Below are 17,589 nucleotides of genomic sequence, written 5' to 3' on the forward strand. Positions count from 1 at the left end.
AGTTAATTTCACTCCTTAAAACAAAAATGCCAAGTTGTATGACAACTTGGCATTTAAAGTGATTTTTATGAATAATTATTTTTTGATAATCACTTTTTTCGTGAATTGTTCGTTACCTGCTTCAATCGAAACAATGTAAACACCATTTGATAAACTAGATAAATTAACTTGTTGAGATTTCGAAGAATTCAATTTGTTTGAGTAAACTGTTCTTCCTGCTAAATCTGTCACCGTAATTTTACCTGTTGTAAATGAGTTTGTAAAATCTAAATTGATTATTCCATTTGAAGGATTTGGAGAAATCGTACCTAAATCTTTTCCTTTTATATCATTTGTAGTTAAAGAACTTTCTATAGAAAAATCAGTAGAGTTAACAGCTAAGAAAACGTTATCAATAGCTTTAATCATAATTCTCGCTTTATTAGTAATTCCTAATCCTGCAGGAACTGTGAATGTATAAGAACCGTTGTTCGGAACTGATTCAGCTAAAACATAATCAAATGTTTTTCCTCCATCAACCGATAATAAAATTTTTACATTTTGTGTGTCAATACCGTTTGCATCAGTTCCTGCAACATTCCAAGTAATTGTAGCAGTGTTATCTTGTTTCCAATTTTCTGCAATTGATTGCGAAGTCACTTTGAATGGACCAAAATTTAGAAAGTTTAACTGAACATTTTGTCGAGCGGTTAATCCAACTTCAGAATTATTGTCACGAACTGTTACAGAGAAATTCATTGTACGAGGAACTGAAGGAATGACTTCCCAATTGTTTTTATCGTAATTTGAAACGTTTGACAGATATAGATTTGTTTGAAATACTAATTCATTTGAAATAATTTTTTCTAAACGAGGAAAATAGCGAATTCCAACTTTTTGTGGAGAGAATGATCTGAAATTTGGGCCTTGAGAATTAGAGGAAATAGGAGGAAGTGATTTAATAGAAGTTTCAGAAACTTCAGGATTCATCTGCTCCCAAGAATATGTTAATTGATCATTATTTGAGTCAGTGGCTAATGTTTCTAAAGCAAATGCAGTTGAAATTGGAATGTTATATTTTGTTTTCAAGTTAGAAGCTATAATAGGTGCAGCATTAGTTGTTGTAACGAATTGTCCACAATTCACATAATTTAGCACTTTTGCCATTTCTTCTAAACTTTTTGTATGGAAATATGCATCACTTTGATTTTGTACGTTTGGTGAACAGATACCAGTGTAAGCCATAATTGTAGAACCACTTCCAGGTTCAACAGAACTGTTAAGTGTACGATTACAATTGTTGTTTTGTGTATGGTAGGCACCTAATTGATGACCAATTTCGTGGGCAGTATAATCAATATCAAAAGCATCCCCAATAGGAACTATTGTACCAGTCACTCCTCCTGCTTTTGCTCTATCATTACAAACTGCTGGCGTATTGGCTAATCCATTTGAATTATTATCATCATTCACTTGAAAAAATAAATGACCAATATCGTAGTTAGCAACTCCAATAACATTATTTGTAACAGTAATATTTTCCTCAAGATTGTAATTTGCTGCAGAATTAGAATTAATATTAGGGTCTTGGAAAGAATCAGAATCAATAAAAAATAATTGATCAGTATTTGGAATTAATTCTAAAAAAACACCAACATCATTTTTTAAAACGCCATTAATTCGTGTGAGTGATAAATTGACTGCAGCTAATATTGACGCTTTCTTTTGAGCTTCTGTACCAGATGATAAATTAGCTTGTTTGATTACAAAATCTGAATACTCAGTCGTTGTTGTAATGGCTAATCTAAATTTTCTTAAACTTCCATTTTGAGTTGCTGTTCGAGAAGATTGTTTAATAGTTTCAAAATTCAAATTATCTATCCCAAGAGCACTTTCAGAAGGTTCTGTAGCACATTTGAAAGAATTTGTATTAACTAAATCTTTTTTATCATACACAATATATGACGCTTTATTTTTGGTGTAAGCGTCTATTAACACTGTTTTATTGCCGTTTGAAACTAAACCATACAAACCAAATTGAGGAGATAAACTAAAATTGATTTTCTCTGTCAAATCATTTGTATTGTATCCAGAAAAAGATTTTATATCTGGGTATTTAGTTTGTAATTCAGGAGATAAATTTGAGGTTTCTACAATACGATATGTATTAAACTTTCCGTTCTCAGTTGGAAATTTTAATAAAAAATTTTGTTGATTCGTATTGTTTAAATAGTTCACCAAATTATCATAAGCTAAGTCTAATTTAACCGATTTAGTTGGTATATGTGCTCTTGGATTTAATTGCTCTTTAGAAATATTTCCTTTCGCATTGGTAGTTTTCCAAAAGTTTTGTTGAGCAAATAAGTTTGTGCTAAATGCAAGACAAATAAGTAAATATTTAGATGTATATTTTTCCATTTTTATTTAGTTTTTACTAAAATCTTCTCTACAGATTTAGGTACAATCATCATCAATAAATTTGAAGAATCTTGTGTTTGATTAATTCCTTTTATAGGTGTTAAATGTAAATTATAAATCTTTTCATTACCAGTAATAGAATCAATATTATATGAATTAATATGTTTTTGAGGAATCAAAATTATTTGATTTTGTTCATAATCAATAACGAAACGAGGTAATGATTTATTGTAATCTTTTGGTAATGTGGCATACATGTTGTTTAATTCAGTTTCATTTTTGAAGAAATGTGTTCCTGATAATTCATATTGCGCAGAAAAAGTTGTGAGTAATTGATAATTTTCTTTTGGAATTTTCTGATATACTTTTTGACCAACACAGCTTATAAAAGTAAGTAAGATGGTTATAAATGAAACGAATGTTTTCATAATTTAGGTTTTGATAAATTTAAAGATAATATTAATCAATCAACAAAAAAAGCCTCACAATTTGTGAGGCTTGTATATTTTCTTATCAAAATTACTTCGCTGGTTGAGCTGGTAATTGATTTTGACTTGCTCCGTTTGCAGCAGGTTGCGTTGGTAAATTATTAGCTGGTGCCGTAACATTTGGCTTAATTGGTTTTATCGCATTTGGATTTTCATGCGAAGCACTTGCTCCAATAATCAATACGATTACAGCGATAAATAATCCCCAAGTTGTGTTGTCTAAGAATTTATTCGTTCTTTGAACTCCAAACATTTGGCTTCCTCCGCCACCTCCGAAAGTAGAAGATAATCCTCCTCCTTTAGGGTTTTGAGATAATACGATTAGTACTAATAATACACATAAAATCATGATAATAATCATGAAAAACTGAAATAGTCCCATTTTATTATTTAGAGTTTTTTAAATTTTCAATTTCTTTAATTCGATTTGCAAATAAACTATTTTTTTCTGGATATTTCAAAATTAATATCTTATAAGCTTTAATTGCCTTATCATATTTTTTTTGCTCAATATAAATTTGAGCCAAAGTTTCGGTCATCAAATCCGAATATTCTTCCGTATTCTGAACGAAATTTGATGGTGTGTTAACTGGTGTAATATCCGTTTTTTTCATCGGAACGATTTTCGGATTTTTTTCCAAAAAGTCATCAATCAACTTATATTTTATTTCTCTTTCTGCAATTTCTTGCTCTTCCTCAATCTCTTGTTGAGTTTTTGATTGAGAAGGAACTTTCTTCAACCAATCCGAAAAAGAGAACGTCGAATCATCCGAATTATTTTCAATGATTTCTACTTTTTCTTCAATCGTTTCAGGTTCAGATTCTTCAATTACCTCCGCATTTTCAGACAATCCTTCTATAATTTCTTCTTCCTGATTATCTTCAATTGTTTCAATTACCTGCTGAGGTTCAGATTCAATAATTTCAATTCCAGAAGTTTGTTGAACAGCATTTTCGATATCATTCTCAGAAGTTAAATTTTCTTCTTTCGAATTATTTTCTACCACAACTTTATTCGTGATTTCAGCAACTTCGTTCAATTCTTCATCCGAAATAATATCAACAACATGATCTGTTCTCAATTCAGATTCTTCTGTATCATTTTCGATCATTTCGTCTACAATATCTTCATTGATTTCTTCTGAATTAGTTTCAGAAACAACTTCAATTTCTTGGTTTAATTCTTCTTCTTTTTCTTCAATGATTTCATCAATAACTTCAACTGTTTCGTTATTGTTTTCGATGATTTCAGAAGTAGAATTTTCTAAAATTGGTTCAGAAATAATTTCGTTTTCAACTAATTCTTCCATTATTTCTTCTTCCATTTCAGGAGAAATAGTTTCAGTTTTTGTTTGAATTTCTTTTTGAATTGGTTCTGAATTGATGTAATGATACAAATCGACACGATTGCTACTGTGAATTGAAGTTTTGTTCAAATAATCCTCAAAAGAAGGATGATTTTCCTTTTTTAAACCATAAAGTAATAAAGCGCGCAATGTGTAGAAATACGGATATTTTTCTACCTCTTTTTTAAGAAGTGGAATGTCCGATTTCTCAACTTCGTACGGATGTGCTACTAAATATTCAATTCTGGTCATTGCTCAAATATAAGGTTATTTTTTTACCAATCCATCGCAATAGACGCAAAAACTTGGTCGCGAATATCATCAATAATTAAAGGAACAATTGACGATTCTACAGCGCTTAACATTGCATTTCCGTCATATAATTGGAAAGCAGAAAATGTTCTGTCATAACTTTTTGATTCGTCTTTATTGTTGATGTATCGAACTTTTACATAAATCGTCAAACGGTTTTTTGCCGCAATATCATTTGATTGAATTGCTTCTGGAACAACATCGTATCCCGTAATTTCACCTTCGATAATTAAGTCAGAATTTTCATTCGAATTTAACTTTAACTTCGTTCTACTTCTAAAAATATCTTGAATCGCAATCGTTAAATCTTGACTCAAAGTAGGATTTTGTTGAGGTGCGTAATTCGGAAAAGTTGCCACATAAATTGTGTTCCAATCTGGTTGAATTGCTGCTCCCGAAAGTGAATATTTTATACATCCTGTTAAACTAAAAATAGCAAAAATACTAAGGACGAATAGTTTTATTTTGTTCATATTACAAATGATATTGTTTGATTTTTCGGTACAATGTTCGCTCAGAAATTCCCAATTCGTCAGCCGCCATTTTACGTTTTCCTTTGTGTTTTTCCAACGCCAATTTTATCATTTCCTTTTCATTATCTTGCAACGAAAGAGATTCTGGTTCTTCGATTGGACTTACATCATATACATCGTTCGAATAATCGTATTGCGATTGTTGATAATTTGGTGTAATTGGAGCAGATTTCGTTGGAACCAAATTATATTGACTTGGCACAAAATCTTCTTCTGGTTCGTTTTGATCTTGATAAACGCGCTGAATCAATTCTTGTGTATTGCCATTAAAATCTTCAACATCTTTGTGTTTGATTAAATCTAATGTTAAAGCACGTAAATCGTTCAAATCTTTTTTCATGTCCAATAAAACTTTGAACAATAATTCACGTTCCATAAAATCAGAAGAACTTCCATCTTTCGATTTATTTGTTACCGTCAACATTGTTGAATTATTGGGTAATAATTCCATGATTTTTTCTAACGAAATCACACGGTCTTTTTCCACAACAGAAACTTGTTCAGCAAAATTTCTTAATTGACGCACATTTCCCGGCCAAGGATAATTCGCAATATAATTTTGGGCTTCTGGAGAAAGCTCAATATGCGGCATTCTGTATTTATTTGCAAAATCTGAAGCAAATTTTCGGAACAATAAATTAATATCTTCCTTACGCTCGCGCAAAGCAGGAATATCAATTTGAACTGTATTTAATCGATAATATAAATCTTCACGAAATTTACCTTTTTCAACAGCTTCTTTCAATTTTACATTCGTTGCAGCAACAACACGAACATTTGTTTTTTGAAGTTCCGAAGAACCAACTTTCATAAATTCACCCGACTCTAAAATACGCAATAAACGCACTTGTGTAGCTAAAGGCAATTCACCAACTTCATCTAAGAAAATAGTTCCACCATCTGCTACTTCAAAATAACCTTTACGTGTTTGTGTAGCGCCTGTAAAAGCACCTTTTTCGTGTCCAAATAATTCAGAATCGATTGTTCCTTCTGGAATCGCACCACAGTTCACTGCAATATAATTGTTGTGTTTGCGTGCAGATTGATTGTGAATAATTTTCGGAATAAATTCTTTACCTACACCACTTTCTCCGATAACAAGAACAGAAATGTCTGTAGGTGCAACCTGAATCGCCTTTTCTAAAGCACGATTCAAGGCTATATTATTTCCAATGATTCCAAAACGTTGTTTGATAGTTTGTAAAGAATCCATTTTTTTATTTTTTAGGTTTTTGAAAAATGATCTATCAAATTTCAATTATTGTCTTATTAAAACCGTCATTTCGAGTAAAATTCTTTAGAATTTTGTATCGAGAAAAAGGTTTTAAACTATTAAAATTCTATTCTCGATACAATTTTTAATCATTTCATTTATAAAAATCACTCGAATTGACGAATTTTATTTTTAGTATACAATTGACGGATTGATTGTTTATCCTTCTATCATTTCACCAATCAAAGTAGCCGTTGTACAGCTATTTGCTTTTACGTTTACAAAATCTCCTATTTTAGTTCCTTCTACTTTAGGGAAAACTAAAACCGCGTTTTGTGTATTACGTCCGTACCAGAAATTTTCGTCACGTTTAGAGTTTCCTTCAATCAAAACTTCATGAGTTTTTCCAACATAACTATTCATACGCTCTGCAGAGTGTTTTTGTTGCATTTCGATGATTTCTTGTAAACGACGTTTTTTATCTTCTGGTAAAACATCATCAGGCATTTTTTTGTGCGCTGGCGTTCCTGGACGCTCAGAATAAGCGAACATATAACCGAAATCATATTTCACATATTCCATTAACGATAATGTATCTTGATGTTCTTCTTCTGTTTCGCCACAGAAACCTGCAATCATATCGTGAGATAAAGCACAATCTGGAACGATACGTCGAATTTTATCAATCAATTCGAAATATTCTTCACGAGTATGTTGACGATTCATACGTGCTAAGACAGTAGTAGAACCCGATTGAACAGGTAAGTGAATGTATTTACAAATATTTTTGTGTTTCGCCATCATTTGCAATACGCCTTCTTCCATATCTTGTGGATTAGAAGTTGAAAAACGTAAACGAATGTTAGGAAACTGCGTAGCAACCATGTCTAATAATTGAGCAAAATCTACAGCAGTCGCTTTCTGAATATCAGTTGCATTTTTGAAATCTTTTTTTGGTCCTCCACCATACCATAAATATGAATCGACATTTTGACCTAAAAGTGTAATTTCTTTGTAACCAGATTCTGCTAATTCTTTACATTCATTCAAGATTGAGTGAGGATCACGAGAACGCTCACGACCACGCGTAAAAGGAACAACACAGAATGTACACATGTTATCACAGCCACGAGTAATCGTAACAAAGGCTGTAACGCCATTTCCACCTAAACGAACAGGAGAAATTTCGGCATATGTTTCTTCTTTTGATAATTGTACGTTTACCGCATCACGACCATCTTCTACATCGTTGATTAAGTTTGGTAAATCGCGGTAAGCATCTGGTCCTACAACGATATCTACTAAATGTTCTTCTTCTAAGAATTTATGTTTCAAACGTTCCGCCATACAACCTAAAACTCCAATTTTAAGACTTGGATTTTGTTTTTTGATTGCGTTTAAAGTTCCTAAACGTTTACGAACTGTTTGTTCCGCTTTTTCACGAATAGAACAAGTGTTTAAAAGAATTAAATCTGCTTCGTCAACTTTTTGAGTGGTTTGATAACCTTCGTTATTTAGAATAGATGCAACAATTTCACTATCCGAGAAATTCATTTGACATCCGTAACTTTCTAAGAATAATTTCTTTGTTGCATTACGAGTAGGAGCAGTCATCAAAGCCTCTCCTTGTCTTGCTTCATCTATATGTTTTTCTTCTGTATGCATTCTAAAATGGATATTTTATCGTGCAAAAATAATAAATCTATGTGACATATTGGCAGTAAAATTTTCTTTTGCATTTTATTAACATTTTGTAGATTTGAGGAAATCTAAAAAAATATAAAACTATGGATGATAGAATTAGACAAAGAATAGAAGAAATTAAACAACGAGGAGTAAATATAAACGTTGGCGATATTTTTTCAAAATCATGGGAAATTTTTTCAGGAATCGCTTTATATGCAATTCTTGCAATTGTAATAACATTCGCAATTAGTTTCATGATTAATTTCTTCTTAGGATTAATCATTTCAGCACCAACTATGGTTATTAATGATCCATCTGATTTAAATGAAGTGTTTGCAGAAGCATCATCTCCTTTAGCGTGGGTGAGTAATATTGTTAGTATTGTAGTTGCAGCAGCTTTAGCACCGATTACAGTAAGTATTTTGACAATGGCTAAAAAATTTAATAAACATCAAAATCCTGATTTTTCAGATTTGTTTGTTCATTATAAAGATGGAAAATTTGGTGTGATTTTTACAACATATTTAGCTGTTCAATTTTTAGGATTCATAGGTATTTTATTATGTATTGTACCTGGATTTATTTTCTATGTTACATCAATACTAGCAATTCCTTTTGTATTGTTTACAAGTTTTACTACAACGGAAGCTATAAAATCAAGTGTAAGTATTTTATTTAAAAACTTCGGATCAGCATTTGTTTTTTGTTTGGCTTGTTTTGGAGTTGCAATTTTAGGCGTACTTGCTTGTGGAGTTGGATTATTAGTAGCAATGCCTCTAATTTATATTGCTACATATGTTTTATATGAAACAGTTATAGGAACAGAAGACAATGAACAATCAGAAATAGACCAAATAGGAACAGATATTTACAAGGATAATCCTTACATGAAATAGACAAAATTATGAAGCAGTTGAAAATCATTTTTGGCTGCTTCATTTTTTTGTTATTAATTTTGCAGAAATTTTTTAAGAAAACAATATGTCTAAAAATCTCGTTATTGTTGAGTCCCCAGCAAAAGCTAAAACCATTCAAGGTTTTTTAGGTGATGATTTTATCGTGGAATCAAGTTTTGGTCACGTGGTCGATTTACCAAAGAAAGGAATGGGAATCGAAATCGAGAATCATTATAAGCCAATATACGAAGTAACACCTGATAAAAAGGAGGTTGTAAGTAAACTGAAAAAATTGTCTTCGAAAGCCCAAACAATTTGGTTAGCATCCGATGAGGACCGCGAAGGAGAAGCAATTTCTTGGCATTTGTATCACGTTCTTGGATTAGAAAAGAAAGATACAAAACGTATTGTTTTTAATGAAATTACAAAAAAAGCGATTCAACGTGCGGTAGAAAATCCACGTCAAATTGATGAGAATTTGGTTGATGCACAACAAGCTCGTCGTGTTTTGGACAGATTAGTTGGTTTCGAAATGTCGCCAATTTTATGGAAAAAAATCAAACCAGGCTTATCTGCAGGTCGTGTTCAATCAGTTTCTGTTCGATTAATTGTTGAACGTGAAAAAGAAATTCAAAATTTTGTTCCAGTTTCGTCATATAAATTCATAGCAATTTTCGAAACAAATGAGGGAAGAACATTAAAAGCAGTTTTAACAAAAGAATTTTCTACGTTAAAAGAAGCCGAAGATTTCTTAGAAACATGTGTTGGAGCAGATTTTAAAGTAAATGATTTACAAAAGAAACCAGCAAAGCGTACACCTTCAGCACCATTTACAACATCAACTTTGCAACAAGAAGCATCTCGTAAATTAGGTTTTTCAGTTTCAAGAACGATGCGTGTCGCACAACAATTATACGAATCTGGACATATCACATATATGAGAACAGATAGTGTGAATTTGTCTGATGATGCATTAACAGCAGTAAAAGCTGAGATAGAATCTGCTTACGGAAACAAATATGTTGAGATAAGAAAATATAAAAACAAAAATTCATCTGCACAAGAAGCGCACGAAGCGATTCGTCCAACGCATTTCGAAAATCATTCAATAAATGCAGACGATTCTATGCGAAAATTGTACGAATTAATTTGGAAACGTACAGTTGCTTCTCAAATGGCAAATGCAGAATTGGAACGAACTATTATTGATATTGATAACAACAAAAACAACTTTATTTTCCAAGCGAAAGGAGAAGTAATTGTGTTTGATGGTTTCTTAAAAGTATATCAAGAATCGTTTGACGACGAAGATGCTGATGATGATAAAGTATTATTACCAAGTGTAAAAGTAAATGAGCAATTGAAAGCAGATGAAATAAACGGTACTGAACGTTTTTCTCGTCCTTCGGCTCGTTATACAGAAGCATCTTTGGTAAAAAAATTAGAAGAATTAGGAATTGGTCGTCCATCAACTTATGCGCCAACGATTTCTACAATCCAGAATAGAGGCTATGTGGAAGTTGGGGAATTGGATGGTCAAGAACGAAAATATAATACCTTAACGCTAATCGATAATCAAATCAAAAAAGTTCAACAAAAAGAAATTTTTGGAGCTGATCGTCGCAAATTAATGCCAACTGATATCGGAATTGTGGTAAATGATTTCTTGGTTGATTATTTTACGAATGTGATGGATTACGATTTTACAGCGCGTGTCGAAAATAGTTTTGATGATATTGCGGAAGGTAAATTGAATTGGACAAAAATGATTGATGAATTTTATACGAAATTTCATCATGTTGTAGAAGATGTTCAAGAAAATGCTGATCGTGCAACTGGAGAACGCGAATTAGGAATTGATCCTGTATCGGGTAAAAAAGTGCATGCACGTATTGGACGTTTTGGGCCAATGATTCAGATTGGTGAAGCAGAAGATGAAGAAAAACCTCGCTTTGCAAGTCTTCAAAAACATCAATCTATTCATAATATTACCTTAGAAGAGGCAATGAAATTGTTCGAATTACCAAAAACTTTAGGTGAGTATAAAGCGCACGAAGTAGAAGTGAATATTGGACGTTTTGGACCTTATGTGAAATTTGATGATAAATATATTTCGATTCCGAAAGAGGAAGATCCAATGGATTTATCATTTGATCGTGCAGTAGAATTAATCGAAGAAAAATTAAAAGCTGATGCACCGATTGCACAATACGAAGGGTATGATGTAACAAAAGGAAAAGGACGTTTTGGACCATTTATCAAATGGAATGAATGGTTTATTAATGTTCCGAAAAAATACGATTTCGATCATTTATCTCAAGCTGATATTATCGAATTGATTGAAGATAAAAAACGTAAAGAATCTGAACGTGTTGTTCGCGAATGGTCAGAACAGGAAATTCGATTAGAGAAAGCGCGTTGGGGACGTTATAATTTGATTCAAGGAAAAATAAAAGTTGAGTTATCGAAAGAGACGAATCCAGAAGCGTTGACTTTGGCTGAGGTTGAAAAATTAATAGAAGCTGCGAAACCTAAAAAGAAAGCAGTGACTAAAAAAGCGCCTGCAAAAAAGACAACTGCGAAGAAAACGACAACTAAAAAAACAACGACTAAAAAGTAATAATGTACAACGACTTTTTAAAACCCGTTTCTGAAGAATTACAAGATTTTGCTAAATCTTGTAATTCTTTTGCGTTAGGACAAGCTATAAAATTTCGCGAAGATGTTATCGAAAGCGATGAAAAATCGAACGATAAAATTGCGATTATTGGTGTGACAGAATCTCGTTCGAAACAAAAAGATTTGATCGAAGATGTAGATTTTAGCCTTGTTCGTACACAATTGTACGAATTGCAAATGGGAAATTGGTCGATAGATTTGTACGATTTTGGCGATGTTGTTTATTATGATGATAAAGCCGAAACCGAAAAAGTTTTTAGAGAAGTTACCAACGGATTAATTCGTGATGGATATGTTGTTGTTATTTTGGGTGGAAACCCAAGTTTAGGTTATCAACAATATCGTGCTTATGACGAAATTGTTGATAAAGTTTATTACTTAACAATCGATCATAAATTACGATTAGGAAAAGATGAAGCACAAACAACAGAAAATAATTATTTAACAAAAATTATTTCGAATGAGCCTTTCAATTTATTGGATTATACGAATATCGGTTTTCAAACGTATTTTGTTGCTCAAGAAAAATTAGATTTGTTAGATCAGTTAAATTTTGATGCTGTTCGTTTGGGTGTGATTTCTGAAAATGTAAAAGAAATAGAACCTTATTCGAGAGATGCAAATGCGGCTTTGCTTAATTTATCGAGTTTACAAGGTTCGGATTTCTCTTCTTCAAAAAATATGACGCCAAATGGATTTACTTCACGAGAAATTTGTGCGTTAACAAGATATTTAGGTTTCAGCAATAAATTGACTTCACTTTACGTTTGTGATTATATCGAGAATTATAAAAAATTAGATCATCTATTAATTTCGCAGATGATTTGGTATTTTATTGATGGAAAAAATCACCGTCCAGAGATAAAAAGTTTTGACGATACACAATATTTTGAAAAAATTTTTGTTCCTACAGAAGGATACAATTATATTTTTTACCGAAATGTATTAACCAATCAATTGTGGATAGAAGTTGATAACACTGTTGATGGAGAGCGAAAATTTGAAATTATTCCGTGTTCAGAAAAAGATTATGAGCAAGCCTTGAATGGAGAAATACCGAATAGGTGGTGGAAATATTTCAAAAAATTTTATTAAAAAATAAAGAACAATTTTAAAAATCAATTAATAAATTGCCTTAATTTGTAGCCTTATTAATTGAGAACTAAAAGTATAAAACCTGTATAAAAATAAATCTATAACAGAATGAATAGAATTTTGGTAAGTGCATTGTTGCTATCTCTTTCTTTATCATCATGTAAAATGTTGAAGAACAGAGGGAGTAGTGATAGAAATGATGGACAAATAGTTTCGAAAACATCTTCGGCTTGGACGCCAGTTCGTCCAAAAGGAATGGTTCCGATTCCGAGTGGATCGTTTGTTTTAGGACAAACCGATTACGATTTTACAAAAACAAATGATGCTCCAGTAAAAACGGTTACTGTTACAGGTTTCTTTATGGATGATACAGAGATTACAAACTCTGAGTATCAGTATTTTGTAAATTATGTAAAAGATTCTATCGCTCGTACTGCTTTGGCAAACAAGGCAGAAACTTTAGGTTTTGACCCTATGAATCCAAATAATGGAGCAGGAGGTATTGGTGATTATGCATATATTTCTGGTTCACAAAATGGACAAGGGACGCCATATGATGAATATATTAAAAACAGTAATACAGGTCGTGATGGTCAATCTTTAGATGGTAAGAAATTAAATTGGAAACAGCGTTTGGAGTGGGATAAATACAAATATCCAGATGTAGATTATGCTGAGGTTATGGAAGGATTATATTATCCTCCAGAAGAGCGTATGAATGGAGAAAGACGTATTGATACGCGTAAATTAAACTATTCTTATGTGACAGTTGATCAAACTGCTGCAGCAAAAAAACGTGGTACTTTCCGTGTAGATTTTCGTAAAGAATTTAGTTTAAACATTTATCCTGATACAACAGTTTGGGTAAGAGATTTCAACTATTCGTACAATGATCCAATGCACCAAGACTATTTTTGGCATAAAGCTTATGCAAATTATCCTGTTGTAGGTGTTAACTGGAATCAAGCAACAGCTTTTTGTGATTTCCGCACAAGATATCATAACACAGCATTGAATAATAAAAAGAAAAGAGGAAGTCAAGTAAAAGTTATTAGTTACCGTTTACCAACAGAAATTGAGTGGGAATACGCAGCGAAAGGTGGTTTAGAAAATGCACCTTATCCTTGGGGAGGTCCTTATTTAACAGATGATAGAGGTTGTTATCTAGCGAACTTCAAACCAAAACGTGGAGATTATTTAGAAATCAACGATGGCAAGAAAACTGGTTACATGTATACGGCTCCTATAAAAACATTCCGTGCGAATGGATATGGTCTTTATGACATGGCTGGTAACGTAGCTGAATGGACAAGTTCTCCGTATAACAGATCATCTTATACAATGTCTTCATCACTTAATCCGTCAATTACAATGTCTGGAGAAGTAAATAGAAGTGTAAGAGGAGGATCTTGGAAAGATGTTGGATATTTATTAATGACTTCAGCAAGAGATTGGGAACACAAAGATTCTGCAAGAAGTTTCATCGGATTCCGTACAGTTCAATCTTTCCCAGAAGGATCAAAAGTAAATTTTAGAAAAACCAAATAACCTAATTAATAAAACAATTTAATAAAAAGCACTCTTATGGCAGTACAAGCTTCAAAACAAGAACGTCTTACAAATTTTTTGTATAATTTCTTTGCCGCAGTAGTAATTATCGGGGCATTATGTAAAATTACGCACACGAATTTAGGACCAATATCAGCCAATTTAATCTTAACAATCGGATTAGTAGCTGAAGCATTCGTCTTCTTTTATTCAGCATTTTTCGATAAACCTCAAGGAAGCTATGAATGGGAAAAAGCTTATCCAGAATTATTAAATGGAGAACCAGTACAAAGAAAAACTGCTGCTGTTGCAACTGCAGGAAATAATTTAACTGCTGAGTTAGACAAAGTATTAGCAGATGCAAAATTAGATAAAGAAGTTTTCGAAAGATTACGTGGTTCTTTAGATAAATTTGGTTCAGCTGTTAACGAATTAAACACAACAACATCAGCTGTCGCTTCAACAGAACAATATAGCAACGAAATTGCAAAAGCATCAACTAACATCAGCCAATTAAATGCTGTATATGCTGAGCAAATTGTAAATAGCCAAAAACAAGTAGAATTAAATAAACAATTTATCGAAGAAATGCAAAAATCTTCAGGTAGTTCAGAGCAATTCTTGAAAGAAATGCAAGAGCTTTCTGCTAACATTAATGCATTAAACAAAGTATACGGAGGTATGCTTTCTGCAATGAAAAACAACTAATACATTGCTCCGATAAATTAAACTAATTATTCATTAATTCTATAAATTATTATGGCAGGAGGTGGTAGACTAACCGGACGTCAGAAGATGATTAACCTGATGTATCTCGTGTTCATTGCAATGATGGCTTTGAACGTGGATCGTGAGGTGTTGAGATCTTTCGAAACGATAAATACTTCTTTAGAGTCAACAACGACTTTAACGAAAACAAATAACGATACCTTCTATGGTCAAATTGATCTAAAAGCGAAGGATGATCCAACTTATGCAAAAACTCAAGCTGAGGCTGCAGAAGTTAAAAAGCAAACAAATGATTTTGTTGCTTATATCGATGGATTGAAAAAAGAATTAGCTGGTGCTGATTTTATTTCTGGATCAGAAGATACAGATTACAATGCATTGTCTAATACAGAGCCTGTTGTATCTTTATTCTTTAAAGGAAAAGGAGGTGACAAAGGAAATGAGAAAGCACAAGAGTTTACAAACAAAATTGATGGTTTCAGAAATTTCTTAATGACTTTTGCAAAACAAAGTCCTGATGCTAAAAATGCGGAAGCTCGTATCAACGAATTTTTTGGAACAACTCCAAAATCGAAGAAACAAAGTTGGATGCAAGAAAAATTCTATGATCAACCAATGGTTGCTTCTTTAACGAATTTATCGAAAATGCAAATGGATGCTCGTACAGAAGAAGGTAACTTAGTGAGAGCATTATTATCTGGTAAATTAGAAGAAAAAATCGAATTGGATGCTTTCCAAGGTTTATTCTTATCTCCAGGTGTTGTTAAAGTCGGAGATGAAGCTGTTCTTAATGTAGTTTTAGGAGCTTACGATAATTCAATCAAAGGTTCTGTTTCTACAAGTGTTGGTTCTGCTACTGTTGTTGATGGTAAAGCATCTATTAAGCTGAATACATCTGCAGTTGGTATGCATCAATTAACAGGTAACATTACATACGTATCGAATGGAAAAACGAAAACGGTAGCCATAGCACCTTCAACTTATCAAGTTGTTGCACAAACATTAGATAAAAAAGCTGCTGAGATTATTGAAAAAGATCCAACAGGAGGTTCTATTGTTGCAGATAATTTACGTGTAGTTTATCGTGGAGTATCTAATCCAATTTCAGCAACAATTAACGGTGCAAACGGACCTGTTAGTTTAAGTGCTTCTTCTGGAAGTCCTTCTGGAGCGGGAGCTAACAAATGGAATTATACGCCTGGAGGAGGAAACGAAGTGGTGTTTACGGCATCTGCAAGAGCAAGTTCTGGTAAAACATTATCAGTTCGTGAAACATTCCGTATCAAACCAGTTCCACCAGCACGTGGTGTTATTTTAGGAAATACAAGTCCAGCTATTCCAGATAATGGAATTGCAGCGCAAACAATTCGTGTAGATTGGCCAGATTTCTTATTCCCAATTTCAGGTGAAGTAACATCTTTCAATGTTAAAGTTCCTGGTCAGGCAACGGCTCGTGTTTCTGGAAATAAAATGTCAGGAGCAGCTGGAGTTATTTCGAAAGCGAAAAAAGGTGATATTATTGGTGTTTTCGATATTAAATATCGTACAAATTCAGGAGCAACTGGAGAAGCATCATCTATCGCAATTCAAGTACAATAATTTAAAAAGTAAAAATTTAAAATATGAAGTATCTTTTGTTTGGTTTAATGAGTTTTTTCTCAACTCTTACAATGGCGCAAAATGTTCTTAACGCTGTTTCGCCAGAACAGTTAAGAAAAGACCGCGAAAATAAAACAAGAGTTGATGAAGCTGGAGATACAGTAAGTACGGCTCAAGATCCTATGAAATATGGTTTTATCGAAGATAAAGATGTTTTATGGTCGAAAGTTGTATGGGAAGTAATTGATTTGAATGAGCGTCTAAATCAACCTTATTATAGATCTGGTGATGAGTTAGTGCAAAATTCTAAATCATTATACGATGTATTGGTTGACGGAGTTCGTAGCAAAAAGATTAGAGAAGTTTACGATGATGAGTACTTTCAAACTAAAATGAGTTATGAGCAAATTATGGCTCGTAATGAGAAGAAAGATACACAGCAGTATTACTACGATATGAAAGCTGCTGGAGAAACTCCTGACGAAGCTGCTATTTTTAATTATAAAATTAAATCTGACGATATCAAAATGGTAAAAACGAAAGGTCTTTGGTATATCGACCGTCGTTTAGGAGAATTAAAATATCGTTTGTTAGGTTTAGCAATTATGGGGCCTGATGCGCAATCGTTAGGAACAGAATTTGCTGACGGAGCTTACGTAGATTTATTTTGGATTTGGTATCCTGATGCTCGTAATGTTTTGGTGAATGCAACAGTATTTAATCCAAGTAATTCAAATTCGGCAATTACATACGATGAGATGTTAAATGCACGCAGATTTAGTTCTGTTATTTATAAAGCTCAAACAATGTATGGAACGAAAATGATTGATGATTACATTCCAAATGATGCGAAAGGTCAATTAGAAGAACATCATAAAATTAGAAATTCTATTATTCAGTCAGAAGCTGATATGTGGAATTACTAATCAGAATACAATAAAAAAACTCCAATCATTTGATTGGAGTTTTTTTTATTTAAATTAGGTCGATTAAAAACATAATGATGAAAAGTATTATTTTACTACAACACTATTTGTTTCAATTAATAGTTTTGGACAAGCAAAAACT

Annotated in this window: 14 protein-coding genes; 7 read left to right on the plus strand and 7 right to left on the minus strand. The window is 32.5% G+C overall.

Translation table 11 applies throughout. The features are described from left to right. Positions 1-75 precede the first annotated feature (75 nt). The 7 genes from B4E59_RS10475 to miaB form a co-directional block, all read right to left on the minus strand. Positions 76-2,397, minus strand: coding sequence for a zinc-dependent metalloprotease (locus B4E59_RS10475; RefSeq protein ID WP_125349628.1), 2,322 nt, complete (start codon positions 2,395-2,397; stop codon positions 76-78). 2 nt (positions 2,398-2,399) lie between these two features. Next, positions 2,400-2,825: a hypothetical protein gene (locus B4E59_RS10480; protein WP_125349627.1), complete on the minus strand. Its 426-nt coding sequence runs from the start codon at positions 2,823-2,825 to the stop codon at positions 2,400-2,402. A gap of 91 nt (positions 2,826-2,916) precedes the next feature. Continuing rightward, on the minus strand, positions 2,917-3,267 hold the full coding sequence (secG, locus tag B4E59_RS10485; RefSeq protein WP_038332909.1) for a preprotein translocase subunit SecG: 351 nt from the start codon (positions 3,265-3,267) through the stop codon (positions 2,917-2,919). Positions 3,268-3,271: 4 nt separating this feature from the next. Next, positions 3,272-4,483: a tetratricopeptide repeat protein gene (locus B4E59_RS10490; RefSeq protein WP_219034382.1), complete on the minus strand. Its 1,212-nt coding sequence runs from the start codon at positions 4,481-4,483 to the stop codon at positions 3,272-3,274. Positions 4,484-4,506: 23 nt separating this feature from the next. After that, positions 4,507-5,016 (minus strand): LptE family protein, encoded by a 510-nt coding sequence (lptE, locus tag B4E59_RS10495; protein ID WP_125349625.1) that lies wholly within the window; start codon positions 5,014-5,016, stop codon positions 4,507-4,509. Between the two features lies 1 nt (position 5,017). Next, a complete protein-coding gene (locus B4E59_RS10500) occupies positions 5,018-6,289 on the minus strand; it encodes a sigma-54 interaction domain-containing protein (RefSeq protein WP_125349624.1) in 1,272 nt (423 codons plus the stop codon). A gap of 219 nt (positions 6,290-6,508) precedes the next feature. Further along, the gene (gene miaB / locus B4E59_RS10505) at positions 6,509-7,954 is read right to left on the minus strand and encodes a tRNA (N6-isopentenyl adenosine(37)-C2)-methylthiotransferase MiaB (RefSeq protein WP_125349623.1); all 1,446 of its coding nucleotides are present in this window, start codon (positions 7,952-7,954) and stop codon (positions 6,509-6,511) included. A 122-nt stretch (positions 7,955-8,076) separates the two neighbouring features. Here miaB and B4E59_RS10510 point away from each other — a divergent pair, with 122 nt between their 5' ends. The 7 genes from B4E59_RS10510 (at position 8,077) to porN (ending at position 17,447) form a co-directional block, all read left to right on the plus strand. Continuing rightward, positions 8,077-8,871, plus strand: a complete 795-nt coding sequence (locus B4E59_RS10510) for a DUF2189 domain-containing protein (RefSeq protein ID WP_125349622.1) — start codon at positions 8,077-8,079, stop codon at positions 8,869-8,871. 85 nt (positions 8,872-8,956) lie between these two features. Beyond that, a complete protein-coding gene (topA, locus tag B4E59_RS10515; protein ID WP_125349621.1) occupies positions 8,957-11,491 on the plus strand; it encodes a type I DNA topoisomerase in 2,535 nt (844 codons plus the stop codon). 2 nt (positions 11,492-11,493) lie between these two features. After that, positions 11,494-12,645, plus strand: a complete 1,152-nt coding sequence (locus B4E59_RS10520; protein WP_291047148.1) for an arginase family protein — start codon at positions 11,494-11,496, stop codon at positions 12,643-12,645. Positions 12,646-12,753: 108 nt separating this feature from the next. Further along, positions 12,754-14,193 (plus strand): T9SS ring complex lipoprotein PorK/GldK, encoded by a 1,440-nt coding sequence (gene porK / locus B4E59_RS10525; protein ID WP_409450425.1) that lies wholly within the window; start codon positions 12,754-12,756, stop codon positions 14,191-14,193. 36 nt (positions 14,194-14,229) lie between these two features. Further along, entirely contained in the window at positions 14,230-14,901 is a 672-nt protein-coding gene (gene porL / locus B4E59_RS10530; RefSeq protein WP_125349619.1) for a type IX secretion system motor protein PorL/GldL, read from the plus strand. A gap of 51 nt (positions 14,902-14,952) precedes the next feature. After that, positions 14,953-16,521, plus strand: a complete 1,569-nt coding sequence (gene porM, locus B4E59_RS10535) for a type IX secretion system motor protein PorM/GldM (protein ID WP_219034384.1) — start codon at positions 14,953-14,955, stop codon at positions 16,519-16,521. Positions 16,522-16,544: 23 nt separating this feature from the next. Then, the gene (gene porN / locus B4E59_RS10540) at positions 16,545-17,447 is read left to right on the plus strand and encodes a type IX secretion system ring subunit PorN/GldN (RefSeq protein WP_257468103.1); all 903 of its coding nucleotides are present in this window, start codon (positions 16,545-16,547) and stop codon (positions 17,445-17,447) included. Positions 17,448-17,589: the final 142 nt, after the last annotated feature.

It is taken from the genome of Empedobacter sp. UBA2044 (assembly GCF_002333005.1).
Lineage (GTDB): Bacteria > Bacteroidota > Bacteroidia > Flavobacteriales > Weeksellaceae > Empedobacter > Empedobacter falsenii_B.